The 15,583-nt window shown below is 57.9% G+C and carries 11 protein-coding genes and 1 pseudogene; all 12 read left to right on the top strand.

Features of this window, described 5'->3' with window-relative positions; all coding sequences use genetic code 11:
* Positions 1-20: 20 nt before the first annotated feature.
* The gene (locus AC0L21_RS28460) at positions 21-1,070 is read left to right on the top strand and encodes an extracellular solute-binding protein (RefSeq protein ID WP_473264987.1); all 1,050 of its coding nucleotides are present in this window, start codon (positions 21-23) and stop codon (positions 1,068-1,070) included.
* A gap of 440 nt (positions 1,071-1,510) precedes the next feature.
* Positions 1,511-2,703, top strand: a pseudogene (locus AC0L21_RS28455) (amidase); the annotation flags it as partial.
* A 399-nt stretch (positions 2,704-3,102) separates the two neighbouring features.
* Positions 3,103-4,020, top strand: a complete 918-nt coding sequence (locus AC0L21_RS28450; RefSeq protein WP_473264986.1) for a reverse transcriptase domain-containing protein — start codon at positions 3,103-3,105, stop codon at positions 4,018-4,020.
* A gap of 1,807 nt (positions 4,021-5,827) precedes the next feature.
* Positions 5,828-6,001, top strand: coding sequence for an IS66 family transposase zinc-finger binding domain-containing protein (locus AC0L21_RS28445; RefSeq protein ID WP_473264985.1), 174 nt, complete (start codon positions 5,828-5,830; stop codon positions 5,999-6,001).
* Positions 5,998-6,237 (top strand): IS66 family transposase, encoded by a 240-nt coding sequence (locus tag AC0L21_RS28440; protein WP_473264984.1) that lies wholly within the window; start codon positions 5,998-6,000, stop codon positions 6,235-6,237. The genes AC0L21_RS28445 and AC0L21_RS28440 overlap by 4 nt, the downstream gene beginning before the upstream one ends.
* A 442-nt stretch (positions 6,238-6,679) precedes the next feature.
* Positions 6,680-6,838 (top strand): IS66 family transposase, encoded by a 159-nt coding sequence (locus tag AC0L21_RS28435; protein ID WP_473265046.1) that lies wholly within the window; start codon positions 6,680-6,682, stop codon positions 6,836-6,838.
* Between the two features lie 383 nt (positions 6,839-7,221).
* Positions 7,222-8,880 carry an ABC transporter substrate-binding protein gene (locus tag AC0L21_RS28430; RefSeq protein ID WP_473264983.1) on the top strand — a complete coding sequence of 553 codons (1,659 nt, stop codon included), beginning with the start codon at positions 7,222-7,224 and terminating at the stop codon, positions 8,878-8,880.
* Entirely contained in the window at positions 8,880-9,881 is a 1,002-nt protein-coding gene (locus AC0L21_RS28425) for an ABC transporter permease (RefSeq protein WP_473264982.1), read from the top strand. The genes AC0L21_RS28430 and AC0L21_RS28425 overlap by 1 nt, the downstream gene beginning before the upstream one ends.
* A 47-nt stretch (positions 9,882-9,928) precedes the next feature.
* On the top strand, positions 9,929-10,813 hold the full coding sequence (locus AC0L21_RS28420; RefSeq protein WP_473264981.1) for an ABC transporter permease: 885 nt from the start codon (positions 9,929-9,931) through the stop codon (positions 10,811-10,813).
* Complete coding sequence (locus tag AC0L21_RS28415) at positions 10,810-11,823, top strand: ABC transporter ATP-binding protein (RefSeq protein WP_473264980.1); 1,014 nt, start codon at positions 10,810-10,812, stop codon at positions 11,821-11,823. The genes AC0L21_RS28420 and AC0L21_RS28415 overlap by 4 nt, the downstream gene beginning before the upstream one ends.
* Positions 11,816-12,817, top strand: coding sequence for an ABC transporter ATP-binding protein (locus AC0L21_RS28410; protein ID WP_473264979.1), 1,002 nt, complete (start codon positions 11,816-11,818; stop codon positions 12,815-12,817). The genes AC0L21_RS28415 and AC0L21_RS28410 overlap by 8 nt, the downstream gene beginning before the upstream one ends.
* An 82-nt stretch (positions 12,818-12,899) precedes the next feature.
* Complete coding sequence (locus AC0L21_RS28405; protein WP_473264978.1) at positions 12,900-15,056, top strand: prolyl oligopeptidase family serine peptidase; 2,157 nt, start codon at positions 12,900-12,902, stop codon at positions 15,054-15,056.
* Positions 15,057-15,583 lie beyond the last annotated feature (527 nt).

Below are 15,583 nucleotides of genomic sequence, written 5' to 3'. Positions count from 1 at the left end.
GAACTGCTTAGGAGGGGATTATGAAAAGACGTGACTTTCTTGTACTCGGTACTGCTTCTGCTTTGGCCACCGTTGCATCGCCAGCCGTCTACGCTCAGCAGAAGAAATTTGCCGGTGTTACGCTTCGAATCAATGGCTACGGAGGCACGTACGACAAAGCCCTGATCGAGGGCGTCGCGAAACCTCTCGAAGACAGTACCGGGCTCAAGATCGAATATATCCCTTCGGCCCCTAACGTTGACTTGGCGAAGCTTATTTCCAACAAAGCCAACCCCCACATTGATCTCTTTATGGCGGATAGCCCGCTCATGCCTCAAGCAATTGCGGGAGATGTTTTGGAGAGCTTTGGCCCGTCCGATGCCCCCAATCTTTCGCGTGTCCTGCCCGGTTTTCGTGAGTTCGGCGACTATGGTGCGCCATTTAGCGTTGCTTCGATCGTGCCCGTTTACAACGTTAATACCATTAAGCCTCCGCTCACGGGTTTCTCCGATATCGCTCGGCCCGACTTGAAGGGGAAGGTTTCAACGATGCCGGCCAACGGCTACACCGGCTGGATGGTCTTGCTTGCTCTGGCCGAAGGCAATGGCGGATCATTGGCAAACATGGATCCAGCCTTCAAAATCATCGCCGCAGCAAAGGATAACATCATCGCCACACCGCCGAGCTCCGTCGCGCAACTGCAGGCCTTTACACAGGGTGAGGCGCAGGCCGGTACATTGTGGGATGGTCGGGCGTACGAGGCGCGGAAATCGGGAACGCCGTTGGAAACGGTTGTCGCGCGAGAGGGCATCTACGCCGTCACCTCGTATACGAACATCGTGCGGGGTGGGCGCAATAAAGAGGCTGCGCTGGCCTACATCAATCAGCTTCTTTCCGATAAAGGCATGCTCTCCGTGCCGAAAGCGCTCCGCTACGGACCAACCACTGATGTGGCTCTAGGCGATCTCGCAGCTGACATTCTTATTAATTCTCCCGGACGGGCGGCATTGAAGCGGTCCATTAACTGGAAAGCCTTGATGCAGCAGGGCACGGCTCTCGGCGAGAGGATGACGAAGGAGCTACGAGGATAGTATTTGCGAAACTGCGCCATCGCCCCCGCATCTGCGCAGGTCTTCAACAGGTCGCCTTGTAGCGAGCGGAACGAACAGCGAGAATTTTATCGGCGCATACACAAGGGTTGGGAAGGACGCGATGCTAGCCGAACGCCATCGCAAAATGACGCTGCTTTGTGCCGGGAAGGGTTGTGCCAACAGGTACAAGTCAGCAGCGGGCGCTGCTTAGCTTGTTTTTGTACGCAGTCCTTCTCGACGAAACCGTGGTCTCGCGGCGACTGCGCTCGATTGCACAACGCGGCTGCGAGGATTTATGAATGGCACATCCAGATTTGCTTTAAGCACAGCAGTCGCGCTGAACGCAAAGGTGTTCTTGCGCCTTGGGAGGTCTTCATCGCAATTTCATCGCGCGTAAGCAGACGAATAGAGAGCTAAGGGGGTTCTGAAGTGCAGCAGGTATCCAAGATACAGCTTGCGGCGTCGTTCACAAATTGACCAACGGTGACGTATCGCCGCTCGAGCTCCTGGGCGTGCTAGCAGAACGGATTGCGGAGGTTGACGGTAAGCTAAACGCACTCCCAAGGTTGTGTTTTGATCGTGCGCAAGCACGCTGAGGCGATCATGAATAAACCTGTGAGCGAGCGCGGTCTCCTCGGCGGTCTGCCTATACCGATCAAAGACCTCACCGACGTCGCTGGTGTGCGCAACACGCAGGGCTCACTGATGTTCAGGGATTATGTCCCCGCTCGGTCAGATATCCTTGTCGAGCGACTCGAAGAGAGCGGCGCGCTCGTCTATGCTAGGTCGAACACCTCCGAGGGGCCGGCGCCAACACTTTCAACGAATCTTCGGGCCAACACTCAATCCATGGAATACGTCGCGCTCGGCGGCTGGCTGCTCCGGCGGAGCTGCGGTTGCGCTTGCCACCGGGACGGCATGGCTCGCGCACGGATGCGATATGGGGGGCTCGCTCCGGAATCCAGCAAGCTTCTGCAGCGTGGTTGGCCTGCGGCCCAGCATCGGCCGTGTTGCGCACACGCCGAAGTTCAAGGTCGACCGTAACCTTGATGTGCCGGGACCTATGGCCGCAACGTGGAGGGGTTGCGCTGATGCTGGACGCGGTGAGCGGTGAACATCTTGGAGATCCGCTGTCGCTTCCAAAGCTGCCGCACTCGTTTCTTTCGGCCGCCCGATTGCGCAAAAAGCCACGGCGGGTCGCCTATTCACCCGAGTTCGGCATGACTCCGGTGGATCGCGAAATTGCAGCAATTACACACCGGGCCGCTGCGCGGCTGGTCGAAGCGGGCGTAATCGTCGAGGAGGCGCTCCGGAGTTCCGTGAAGCCCGGGAATGCTTTCACGTGCTGCGCGCCTTTGATTTCGCAGTTAGCAAAGCTGGCCTGTTGCGCAGCCACCGTGATCGATTCAAGCCACAAGTCATCTGGAACATCGAGGAAGGGTTGAAGCTTTCAGTTGAACAGATTGAGCGCGCCGAGGCACAACGGCTGGCGACGATGTCGCGCGCCGTGGACTTCTGCAGGGAATACGATCTGCTGTTGTCACCTGCGATCATTGTCAAACCATTCCCGGTCCAAGATCGGTATGTCCCCGAATGCGACGGTAAGAAACTCGACCACTATGTAGATTGGGTGTGCGCCGGGAGACCGGCAAGGAGTAGGTGGTGAAAGTCCACTGCGATGAAGGAGTAGCGAACCGCATCGGCCCCGAGCCGTGCGCCGTCGCCCGCGAGGGCGGGGTGAAGCGTCGGCAGGGGAGCGCGCAGGCCAGCCATTGAGCCTCGAAAACTACGTACTTCTGGGACGCCGACGCGTTACCCATCGTGGAAGGCAACACGTCCGGCGCGCAACCGCGAGCGCCTGGACGGCCTAGCGTGGTCAGAGAAACTGGCATGTGCGGAAGCTCTTTGCACGGGAACTGGGAGATCCCACGTCCGACCACCGGCACGTTGCTGCAATGGTCCGCATCGGGAAGGCGAGGAGCCGTAGCCGATGACGCACGGGGGTGGGAAGTCAGACTCCGCCATAGTAGCCGTGAAGCCGACGAACGAGGCGGAGCGATCCGCTGCGGACCCGGTGGAGCCAAGGGCGGAGGCCAAGGGAAATGCGAGCCAGCAAAGCACGCACCGGGCGCAGAGCCGGGCAAGCGTGTCACAGGCGCTGGAGCGCATACGGCAATTAGCAAGGCAGAAGAAAGAGGAGAAGTTCACTACGCTCCTGCACCATGTCACCGTCGATCTGCTCGAGAAGGCGTTCTACGATCTCAAGGCGGACGCCGCGCCGGGAGCGGATGGATTGGCATGGAAGGACTACGGGGCAGGCCTCGAACACCAACTTGAGGATTTGCACGCACGGGTCCACCGGGGAGCATATCGGGCACTGCCGTCACGGCGCGTTTACATACCCAAGCCGGACGGCCGGCAACGCCCGCTCGCGGTTGCTGCGCTGGAGGACAAGATTGTCCAGCGGGCGACGGTTGAGGTGCTGAATGCGATCTACGAGGAAGAGTTCCTCGGGTTCTCATATGGATTCCGGCCCGGACGCGGGACACACGAAGCACTCGATGCGCTCGTGGTCGGAATCAGCAGCAAGAAAGTGAACTGGATACTGGACGCCGACATCCGCTCGTTCTTCGACACGGTGAGCCAGGAATGGCTCGTCCGCTTTGTCGAGCACCGGGTCGGCGACCGGCGCATCGTCCGCCTGATCCAGAAATGGCTGAAGGTGGGCATCCTGGAAGTTGGGGTCGTGAACGTCAGCGACAGGGGAACGGGACAGGGCTCGGTGATCTCGCCGCTGCTCGCCAACATCTACCTGCACTACGTCCTCGATCTCTGGGCCGAGCGCTGGCGACGGCGCGAGGCTGCGGGCGACATGATCATCGTGCGCTATGCCGACGATATTGTCGTGGGCTTTGAGCACGAGACGGATGCCCGACGCTTCCTCGATTAGATGCGCGAGCGGTTTGAGAAGTTCTCGCTGTCGCTTCATCCGGACAAGTCCCGACTGATTGAGTTTGGTCGCTTCGCAGCGGCCAACCGCAAGCGGCGCGGGCTCGGCAAACCGGAAACCTTCAACTTCCTGGGCTTCATCTTCATCTGCGGCAAGTCTCGCCGGGGCAAGTTTCTCGTCAGGCGCAAGACCCGGCGCGACCGTATGCGGGCGAAGTTGCAAGCCATCAAACAGGAATTGCGACGGCGGATGCATCAGCCGATCCCGAACAGGGAAAGTGGCTCGGGCAGGTCGTCAAAGGCTACTTCAACTACCACGCGGTGCCGACCGACAGTCGAGCACTCGGCGTGTGTCACGTTGCACTGGCTTCGCGTGCTCCAGCACCGAAGCCACAAGGCGACAATGACATGGGAACGGATGAGGAAGCTTGTGAATGACTGGCTCCCCAAACCGCGTGTCGTCCATCCCTGGCCAAGCAAACGCTTCGCCGTCAGACACCCGAGGTGGGAGCCGTATGCCCGAATCGGGCTCGTACGGTTCTGTGCGGGGGGCGCTCAGTAATGGGCGTCCCTACCGCGATTGCCATTGCCTCTGCAATCACGCTGACCTGTTGTCCGGCGCTGTCTCTGCCCTGCGGCTTCACTAGTTCCAGCCTACCGGTCGGATTACAAATAGTGGCCGCCCCGCGTGCCGAGGGGGGCTGTTGGCCGGCGCAAAAACTACTTGGGGATATTCTGCGCTTGCGAAACTGCACGCCTATCAACCCGCGGCCGCAATCGTGAGGACCACCCTCACGATTGCTGTCCTCTTCATCGACTGTCTTGCTCTTTCCGATTGGTTCTCGAACGAAGCGGACCGCTGATAGGACGGCGCCGCAACAACAAAATGGCGTGTTGGGCTGCGGGCTCATCGGCCAGAGTTGCTCGGCCCATTTTACAACGTATGGCTATGATGTTGTCGGTTGGAATCCTATGTTATGATCGCAGTCGACCATCCGAGACGTGATTGCGCCCTTTTGTAGGTAGATTTTCGTTGCTGTTTGGCTTCGCTCGAACGTTGGCTCCTTCAGCTTTGCAGAGGCGACCGTTTCGGGGCGTTCAGAAGTGGTTTCGGTGAAAACAGCGCTCTGTTCGCGCATAAAAGATGCTTCACGCTCAGATGCAAATTATTGCAAGCAGTACCTCGTCCTGACTAGATACAGCTCTCGCCCGCCTTGAGTCGCAGCGCTTGGGTCATTACCGCACCCAATCCAATCTGCCGCACCTCATGCCGAACCGCAAAGAAGAGACAGCACATTCGCGTACTCCAACGTCAGCTGCATAAATCTCCACAAGGCAGATCAACTCGGGAGCCATTTTGAACGTGGCCGTCGCAGTGGCGATGTGCTCGAAATAGCGCATGAGCATTCCGGCGCTGCGCGACGAAAACGAACGCCTGAAGGCGCTTTTGGCGTAAACGCAGGAACGCAGGCGTCTTGAGCGAGCATCAGGAGGCGCTGGCAGGATCGGAGGAAGCGCGGCGTCGGCTCGAGGTCATTCTCGGGGAATTGCGACGCGAGAAGTCGAGAAGTTCGGCGGCAAGTCCGAGAAGCTGCGACCAGACCAGTGTCACTTGCCGCTGGAAGACGTGGAGATCGCGCAAGGCATCCTGGACGTGGCGCAGGAGAGAGCCGAGGCTGTGATCCAGGGTCGATCGCGAGCGTGCCGGAAGGTTCTCATCGCAATCGCTGCTGCTTGCCTGCCCATTTCCCTCGGATGGAACGGATCATCGAGCCCCGAGCACGCTGTGTGTGTGCGGTTGCGGCGCCATGACGAAGATCGGCGAGGACGTCAGCAAACGCCTCGACGTGATCCCGGCGCAATGGCGCGTGCTAGTCACGCGCCGCCCGAAATACATCTGTCGCCGCTGCTCGGGCCCTGTCGTGCAGGCCCACGCACCGGAGCACGTCGTGCCCAGTGGGCTGCGGCCATTGCGCATGTGATCGTCTCCAAGTTTGGCGACCAAACGCCGTTTTACCGTCAGGCCAAGATCTATGCGCGCCAGGGGATCCGGCCTGATCGGGCGACGCTGGGCAACTGGTCCGGCCGCGCCTGCTTCCATCTTCAGCCGATCGCGGACCACATGCGCCGCCGCCTGGCCACGGCGGATCGTCTGTTCATGGACGAAACCACGGCGCCGGTGCTCGACCCCGGGCGAGGCCAAACGAAGAAGGGCTAATTCGGACGATCGTCTGCGACGACCGCGGCCACAGCGGCCCAAGTCCTCCGATTGTGCTGTTCCGACATGCCCCCGGTCGCAGGGCTTCCGGAGGGGTTCCTGGATGGCTTTGGCGGACGCTTCCTGCAATGCGATACCTATGAGGGTTATGACCGGCTGACCGAAGTCGTTCGACCGCAAGAACCATGGTCGCTCGTGCATTGCCGGAGCGGTTTTGCGCCGGCGCTTCGTCAAATTTGCCCGTAACAGCAAATCGCCGATTGCCGAGGCCGCCGTTCGGCACGTCGCACAGCTGTACGCTATCGAAGCCATGGTACGCGGTCCATCGCCGGACATCCAAGCTGGCCGCGCGCAGGGAGCACTCGCTGCCCATGGTCGCCGCGTTAAAGCCTTTTCGAGAAGCAGCTGTCGATGATCTCCAGCGGTTCGACTCGCCGAGGACATCCGCTACGCGCCCAATCACTGGCAAGGGCTGACCCGCTTCCTCGAAGACGGGCGCCTCGAGCTCGACACGACCCCGGTCGAGAACGCCATTCGACCAGTCTGCCTGACCAGAAAAAATACTCTCTTCGCCGCTCGTGAGGTCGGGGCCGAAAACTAGGCCTTGCTCGCATCCATCGTGGCGAGCTGTAAGCTCAACGACGCCAACACGGCCGCCTACATCGCCGAAACACTCGAGACAATCATCGACGGCCGTCCCCACAAACCGCATCGAAGACTTCATGCCGTGGCGATTCCGCAAAACGTCAAGCCAGCCTCAATAGGGTTGCGGTTAAGCGCTTACGATCAATAGACTAATACAACCGATCTCATGGCCATCGGCGCAGAAATTGTGCGGCTATGGCCGCGAAATCGCAAAAAATCGGCGCTAAGACGCAATAGCATTGCGAATGCAATCGAGAGATTGTCATCAGTGTGGCTCGCACGACCAACTGAATCGAACAATCTACAAACCAAACTACAAATATCGGGTGGGGACTTGAGATGGCGCCATTACATCGACGTGCGGTAGTTAAAGCGGCACTTCTTGGATCGGTGGCGCCATGGATCTCCAATGTCGACGCGCTTGCCTCATCCTGTGGCGATAAAATTGTGCGTATTGGCTCGATTTCCGCTCCTACCAGTTTGAACCCCTTTGCGACATGGTCCTCCTTTTGGCCAACAGTCTTTACGTACGACTTCCTTGTCGGTGTTGATGCGCAGCGTCACGAGGATCGGAAGGGTTTTGCCAGAGAGTGGTCGATTGCGGACGATGATCGCACGTGGACTTTTAAGATTTGGTCGAACATGAAATGGTCGGATGGCCAGTCTGCTACAGCTAACGACGTTGCATTTACCTATAATTTTCTTCGCGATTCTAGGGGCTCTCCCAACGAGTTGAACGTCGGCTGGAACAACACCTCAGGCCTAGAGAACGTGGAATCCATCACGGCTGTCGATGATGAAACCTTGCAGATCGTCACCACCAAACCCAGCCGCTGGCCGATCGACAACTCCATACTGATCGTTCCGGAACACATCTGGAAGGACATTAGCCCCGCAGACGCGCGTCGCACATTTCGGAATCATCCGCCTTTGGTCGGAACCGGGCCCATGATTGTAACTGAGTTCCGGCCCGGACAATTCGCTCGCATGACGGCGAATAAGTATTTCCGCACTGGTCAACCGGCGATCGAAGGCGCGATCTTAAACTTGTTTACTACGAACGATCCAATCGCGCAGGGTTTGAAGAGTGGTAACCTTGACTTCGGTCAAGGCATTACCATCGCTCAGATGGAAAGCCTTTCAACCGATCCCAGAATTGCCGTTCGTCACGCGCCCGTCGAGCAGCGCAATTTCCTCGCTTTCAATACTGCGTCTGGACCCGGAGCGGGCAGCACAAAAGCCCTTCAAGATTCAGACTTCCGTGATGCTATCGGCTATGCGATTGACCAGCAGATGATCGTTGATCGGGCCTTTCGCGGCTACGCCGACCCCGGCGTGGGCTTAGTAATGCCTGTAGCGGGCGACTACTACTCAGACCTGAGCGATATCAGGCGCCGCTTCGACCTAAAGGAGGCCGCCCGTCGCCTGGACGCTGCTGGGTACCGAGATGCGACCGGAGACGGAGTCCGTAGGGATAAGGAAGGAAAACGCTTCCAGCTGGAGTTAATTACTGGGCACGCTTCCGGAACGCGAGACTTGCCAACGGCGGTGGTGCAGCTGATCGCAGGCTGGTTGGGGCAGATCGGCATCCCTGTATCGATAACCCAGCTCGAATCCGGTGCGCTCGGCGCTCGCGCGGCACCCTTGGCGAACGGTGGAGGAAAGTGGGATCTACTCGTTAGCGCGAGTTGGCTGTCCCCTAGTCCCAGCGATCTCCTAGTTTTGGGGAAGAGTGGAGACCGACACAACCAGTCTTACTGGAAAAATGAGAACTTTGATCGGCTTGCGTCTGAGGTCCTGGTTACCGTCGACCGCAAGAAGAGTCGAGAGTTGGTCGACCAGGCAGCGCGTCTCATCTATGCAGAGGCGCCATACATTATGCTGTGCTATCCCTTCGTAATGAATGCCTTTCGGAAGGACTGCATCCAGGGCTGGGGATCATACGATGCGATCTCGATGTGGAGCTACTTTCCATTCGATCGCCTGAAGGGTATTTGATGTCTGGCAATCAACACCGAGGCACGAAAGACAGGCGGATTAGAAGTGTGACCTTCAGAGCGATTGTCACGCTTCTTATGGTCGCAGTCCTTAATTTCCTGCTGTTCCGGGTCATCCCCGGTGATCCCGCCGATCTGCTTTTGGCGGACGCGCGGAACTCAGTTTCCTCCGAACTGATCGAGGCGCAGCGTCAGAGCTGGGGTCTCGACAAACCACTGATCCCCGATCAGCTCCTAGCGTATATTTCAACTACGCTCCGAGGCGATCTCGGCTACAGTTTCAAGTATAGGGGCCAGAGTGTTGCCAGTCTGATCGTCGAACGGCTGCCTATCACCATCGCTCTCGTAGGCATCGCGCAATTTATTGCCATACTCGGCGGCGTTCTGCTCGGTCTCTATGCCGGCTGGCGGCAAAATGGAGCTTTTGACAATATCGCGACTGGCATATCGCTTGCTCTCTACTCGACGCCTGCGTTCTGGCTGGGCATGCTTCTAGTGATACTCTTCAGCACGTCACTAGGCTGGCTTCCCGGGTACGGTTCTTATTCGCCCAAGGGCGGCAATTCAGATTTTATCGATTGGTTGAGCGATAGCGCTCGCCACATAGTTCTTCCGGCGCTAGCGCTGGCACTTGGGCTGGCGGGTCAGTATGTGCTCGTGGCGAGGGCGGCGATGAGCGACGTTGTGGGCGAGGATTACATGGTGACTGCTCGAGCCAAGGGGCTAACCAATGGTCAGATGCTGATGCGCCACGCCTTCCGCAACGCGCTGCTGCCTGTAATTACGCTTGTCACCCTTAACTTAGGCTACGTAGTCGCTGGCGCTGTAACGGTTGAATCCGTATTTGCATGGCCTGGCATTGGGAGCTTGATCGTCGACGCGCTGAACGCGCGGGACTATCCGGTCCTTCAAGGAGTATTCCTGCTGCTGGGCGGGGCCATTGTCGTCGCAAACCTCGTCGCCGATTTAGCCTACGGCGCGCTTGATCCACGAGTCCGATAATGGCGACAACTGTTACTCGGTCTCGTGAAAATATACGAGCAAACCGGATGTTTTCGTTCCTACATCAACTCCTTAACCACAATGGAGCGAGGCTCGGTTTCTTTGTGCTCGCAGTTTTTTTGGTGTTGGCAGCTGTTCCGGATTTTCTGGTGGGCCCGCTGCAAACTGCAATCACAGCGTCCGGCGATTTCCTTGTGCCGCCTTCCAGTCAGCACCTGTTCGGCACAGATGAGCTCGGCAGGGATGTGTTCAATCTGGTCGCTCACGGGGCACGCACGTCCCTAACGATAGCGCTGGTATCGACAGCTATCAGTCTTGTCGTTGGAACTGCGATCGGCACGACCTCGGGCTACTACGGGGGCGCTATCGAAATGTGGTTGATGCGCGCCACGGACTTCTTTTTTGTAGTTCCATCGTTCGTGCTAGCATTGGTGATTACTCCAGTGGTTTTGGAAGTGATTGGACGTGGCGGAGATCTCTTCGGCTTTCGTCCTTCTGTCTTTATTGTCATTCTGGTCATTGGCTCAACCAGCTGGGCGTCTGTAGCACGCATCGTTCGCAGTCAAACGCTCTCTCTCCGAGAGCGCCCGTTCGTCGAGCGCGCACGGGTCGTGGGCACAGGCGATTTGAGCATCATCGCACGCCATCTTTTACCGAATCTAGTCCCCCAGGTGGCGGCTAGCGGGGTCCTTGTAGTCGCTCACGCGATCCATACAGAGACTGCGCTATCGTTTCTTGGCCTTGGTGATCCCCTGCAACCTTCGTGGGGCGCGTTGCTTTCGCTCGCTCAACGGGCCGGTGCTGCTAGCGCCGGAGCTTGGTGGTACCTAGGAGCGCCGGGCCTGTGTGTACTCCTGGTCTCTCTGAGTTTCGTTTTGATCGGCAATGCGCTCGACTCCACCTTCAATCCTCGTAGACGAGCGATCCCATGAACGATGCTTCCCATAGCCCAGCAACGTCGCTCCTAGATGTCGAGGGATTAAGTGTCGACTATAAGCTAAAGCATGCCTCATTACCTGCGATCCGGGACGTAACGTTCGCGCTCGGCGCAGGAGATGCTGTTGCCCTTGTCGGTGAATCGGGTAGTGGAAAGACTACGACAGCGATGGCTATTGCAGGTCTGTTACCTCCCAACGCAGCCGTCAGTGGCGGAGAGGTTCGTTACCGGGGCAGGCGACTGCCGATCGATGATGACGCCGCCATGCGCTCCCATCGCTGGATCGAGACTTCCGTCGTCTTTCAAGGTGCGATGAATGCACTAAATCCTGTCCATCGCGTCATCAAACAAATCGCCGAACCCTGCATCTTAAAGCTAGGCATGTCACGAGAGAAGGCGACTGCACGGGCAAAAGAACTACTCGAGCTTGTTGGCATTTCGGCAGAACGTGGCGCCGCTTATCCCCACGAATTGTCGGGTGGGATGCGTCAAAGAGTAATGATCGCCATGGCGCTCGCGTGTCGTCCGTCCATCATCATAGGCGACGAGCCGACAACTGCTCTCGACGTTATCACCCAGGCACAGATCCTCAAATTAATATCTGAGTTGCGATCACAACTCGGTCTGGCACTCATGTTAATCACTCACGATCTATCGATGGTAGCTGAGTGCTGCGATCGCGTGATGATTATGTATGCTGGCCGTCTCATTGAGGATGGTACAGTCGCCGATATCTTTACAAACCCTAAGCATCCCTACACTAGGCTGTTGATCGAATCGATCCCGAATCCACAACGGGATAGACGCATTGTGCGAGCCATCCCCGGTGAAGCACCAACTCTTCACGACCGACCATCGGGCTGCGCTTTCCGTTCGCGCTGTCCATCTGCGATGCCGATATGTGCCAGTGAGGTGCCCCATCTGGACAGGCGTGGGGCGGGGCGCGTCGCCTGCCATCTGTATTCGTGGACGGAACAGAAAGAAGAGGTGGCAGCGAATGCCTGATGCCGCGAACATACTCAGTCTTGAGAAACTGCAGGTTCATTTCCAGAGCCGACGCGACATATTTGACCGTGTTCTACAACGCCCGCGCCTTGCTGTTCCCGCTGTGGACGGCATCGATCTCACCATCCGGCGTGGTGAGATCGTTGCGGTCGTTGGTGAGTCCGGCAGCGGCAAATCGACAGTCGGCCGTGTCATTACTAAATTGCTTCAGCCAACCGGCGGCAGGTTACTGTTTGATGGTAACGACATGACGCCGGTTACGCGATCCGCGGAATTGCGTCCTTACCGGCGCCGGGTGCAACTGATTTTCCAGGATGCCTATCAGGCGCTCAATCCGCGACACACCGTCTTTGATATTGTAGCCGAACCTGTGAGGTCGCTGGGGCTCGTCACGAACCGTACCCAACTTAACGAACGTGTTAAGCAATCTCTTGCGGCGGCGGGGCTCAGTCCTCCTGAGGAATTCTTCGCGCGTTTTCCAAATGAGCTCTCGGGCGGGCAGCGCCAACGCGTCCTGATCGCAGGAGCGCTCGCGGTAGAGCCAGAACTTATCGTTGCAGACGAACCAGTTTCGATGCTCGACGTGTCGATACGCGCACAAATTCTTGACGTTTTGATGGACCTCCGCAAGCAACGAAACATGGCCATGCTGTTCATCACTCATGACCTCCCTGTCGCTTGGTTGATCGCCGATCGCATCGCAGTTATGTACCTAGGGCGAATAGTTGAAATTGGATCGGCGGACGACATAACGTTCAATCCGCGCCATCCCTATACCATCGCTCTAAACAATGCCTCGCCGAGAGTGGGTCTCGAGAACAGGCGCAGTGACCTGCCCGCGTTGCAGGGCGAGATCCCCAGTGCCGCCCGACTCCCGAAAGGATGTCGATTCCACCCGCGTTGCCCGCTCGCCTTAGATCGCTGCCGCGAAGACGAGCCGCCCGCCACCGAAGTGGGACTTCAGCACGTCGCTACTTGCTGGCGCGTCAACTAGAGCCGCTTCCGCGGGTCACAGATTAGCTCGGTCTTTGCGTTAGGCACCGTTGCTGTCGGCAATAATCTTGGGTGGAGCAAGCATGACAATATACAGCCACGTCTTGTTTTCAGATGAGGGGGATGTCGAGGAAGGCAATCTGGTGCCACCACTTCCTGACGCTGAGCCGCGGATCAAGGTTTTTCATGACGAAGTCACGATGGATGCTTATGGATGGCTTCGTGATCGTGAGAACCCGCGCGCGCGTGCTTATTTTGACGCAGAGAACAGCTATGCTGAGCGGGCGACGGCCCATCTTAAGGAGCTTAAGGTGAAGCTCGTGGCAGAGATCAAGTCGCGCCAGATGCCGAGGCCCGCCCGGCCTGCGCTCGTGGTCGGAGGTTTCGAGTACTTCCAAGTGCATGAGGACGGCAGGTCTCATCCGGCTTGGTGGCGTCGGCCTGTAACAGGAGGATCCGCCCAGCTCGTTCTCGACCCTAACGCAATTCCTGGCGCCGACGTTTTCTATTCGCTTGGCGTATTCGAACCGAGCGATGACGGCCGGTACGTTGCATTCAGCTTTGATCTCATTGGTGACGAACGCTACGAGTTAAGAGTGCGGGACATGGCGAGCGACCGTGAAGTCTGGCAGAAGGAAGGGCGCGCCGGCCGGGTTATCTGGGCGGCGGACAGCCGCACGCTTTTTTTTACGCGGGAGCGCTCTGACCGGCGCCGTCACGATCAGATTGTTCGGTTAGACGTTGAGGATGGGCGCGCCGATGTGATTTTCGAGGAGGTCAACGAGCAATTGGAAGTGCGTGTTCGGCGTTCTGATAGCGGAGCTTGGATATTCCTCGACGTACTTACCACCCGGGACATGTCCTCCCGCGTTCAGCGAGTGGCCACAGAGGTGTGGTGTCTTTCTGCCGACCAGCCGAGAAGCCAGTGGCGCAGAATCGTGACGCGTGAGCTCGGATACGAGGTCTTCGTCGAACACTGGGAGAACACGTTCGTGTTGCGCGTGAACGACGCTGGACCGAACTGGCGTCTGGTGCGTGCGCCGATAGCGAATCTGGTGCCGTCGCAGTGGGAGGAGCTTGTTCCGCATCGTACTGGGGTGGTGCTCGAAGAGGTGCATGTCCTCGAGCACCATCTGGTTGTTCTGGAGCGCGAAGGTCTTCGGCCTCGCCTGGTCTCACAACACCGAAGCGGGTACAAAGTTATGATCATTCCCGATGAGCCGAGTTGCACGCTCACAGTCGGCCTGTCGGCAGGGGGGCACTATTCAGCGGCACGACATGCCTACCGATGCTCGAAGCTCACTTATTCGGTGAGCTCATTCGTCACTCCGGACACGATAGCCGACCATGATCTCACAGCGGACCGATCCGCAATCCTATATCGTGCCGGCACACCCGATTATGACCCGGATCAATACGTACTCACAGTCGTTGAGGCGGAGGCGGAGGACGGCGTGAAAATTCCGATCTCGCTGGTCACGCGCCGAGATCGGACGAGCCCTGGACCGGTACTGTTAAACGTGTACGGCTGTTATGGAATACCACGATGGCCTTCGTTTTTCGGCTTTCCCTCGTTCATGACTTCGCGATTAAGCCTGCTCAATCGCGGCGTTGCTTTCGGCATTGTGCATGTACGGGGGGGGGGCGAGCTCGGCCGCTCTTGGCACCTGGCGGCTACGGGTGATCGGAAACGTATTACTTGCACCGATTTGATCGCCGCTGCCGAGGGGCTGGTTCAATATGGGGTCGCTTCGAGAGAGGGCATCGTGATCGAGGGCACTAGCGGTGGTGGCGGAGTTGTGCTCGCGACAGCCGCGTTGCGGCCGGACCTGTTCCGCGCGGTGGTCGCCAATGTTCCACTCGCCGACATCATTGACACCGAGATGGACTTCACTATGCCATTTTCCCTACAAGAAACGGCAGAGTATGGAGATCCCCACATAGCCCATGAGTATCGGTATTTGCGAAGTTACGACCCGTACTACAATCTCGGGGCCGATTGCCCACTTCCGCCGACATACATAGACGCAGCCCTCAACGATGGCCAAGTGCTCTACTACCAGCCAGCGCGCTATGTTGCGCAGCGACGCTCCTGCGCGGCGAATCGTGATCGTGACCTTATCTTCCGCATCCGAACGATTGGGGGCCATGCCGGGGCTTCACATGGTCCCAAAATAGCTGAGGAAGCAGCATTTCGTATGGCCTGGATCCTCGATCAACTTGGGCGTTCGAGCAGCTGATTGTTCTTGCGGCCGCGAATGAGGTCAAAAAGGAGATTAACCATTCCGTCTAGTGCAGGTGCAGTGCGCCCTACCTTGACACATCCTCGTGCTCGACCCTTTTTTCAACCATGCCTGGACCTCGCCTTGATACCTTCGTGCCTCACATGAGCGGCTGTACGTTGAGAGAGTTCGGCATCCCGTTGAGCGTGGCTATCTAACTCGCTCGGATTGCAGGTTTGGACTATCGCTTTGGCCGCAACGGTCCCTCGACGTCAGCTAATAGTGATCGTGCCACTGACTTTGAGTTTGGTGATCGTTGTTCTATGGTTGGCTGGTGCTCTTGGGCCTACAAGGTCTCGTACATAACGTCGTTGTTGAATTATGTGCGGCCGCAGCAACTACTGTTCAACAGGACCGCAGTTGTAATCGTTCTCAGCAATTTCTGCCATTCGTGATCCTTTTGGTAATGAGTCGTCCGTTAAGAAGCCGAATTGAGCGGGAGCGGACAGGCAAGCGTATGCGATAGCTGGATCAGGAAGAGGCAC

The sequence above is a fragment of the Bradyrhizobium sp. WSM4873 genome (genome assembly GCF_055811355.1).
This window is presented reverse-complemented; position numbering and strand designations above follow the sequence as displayed.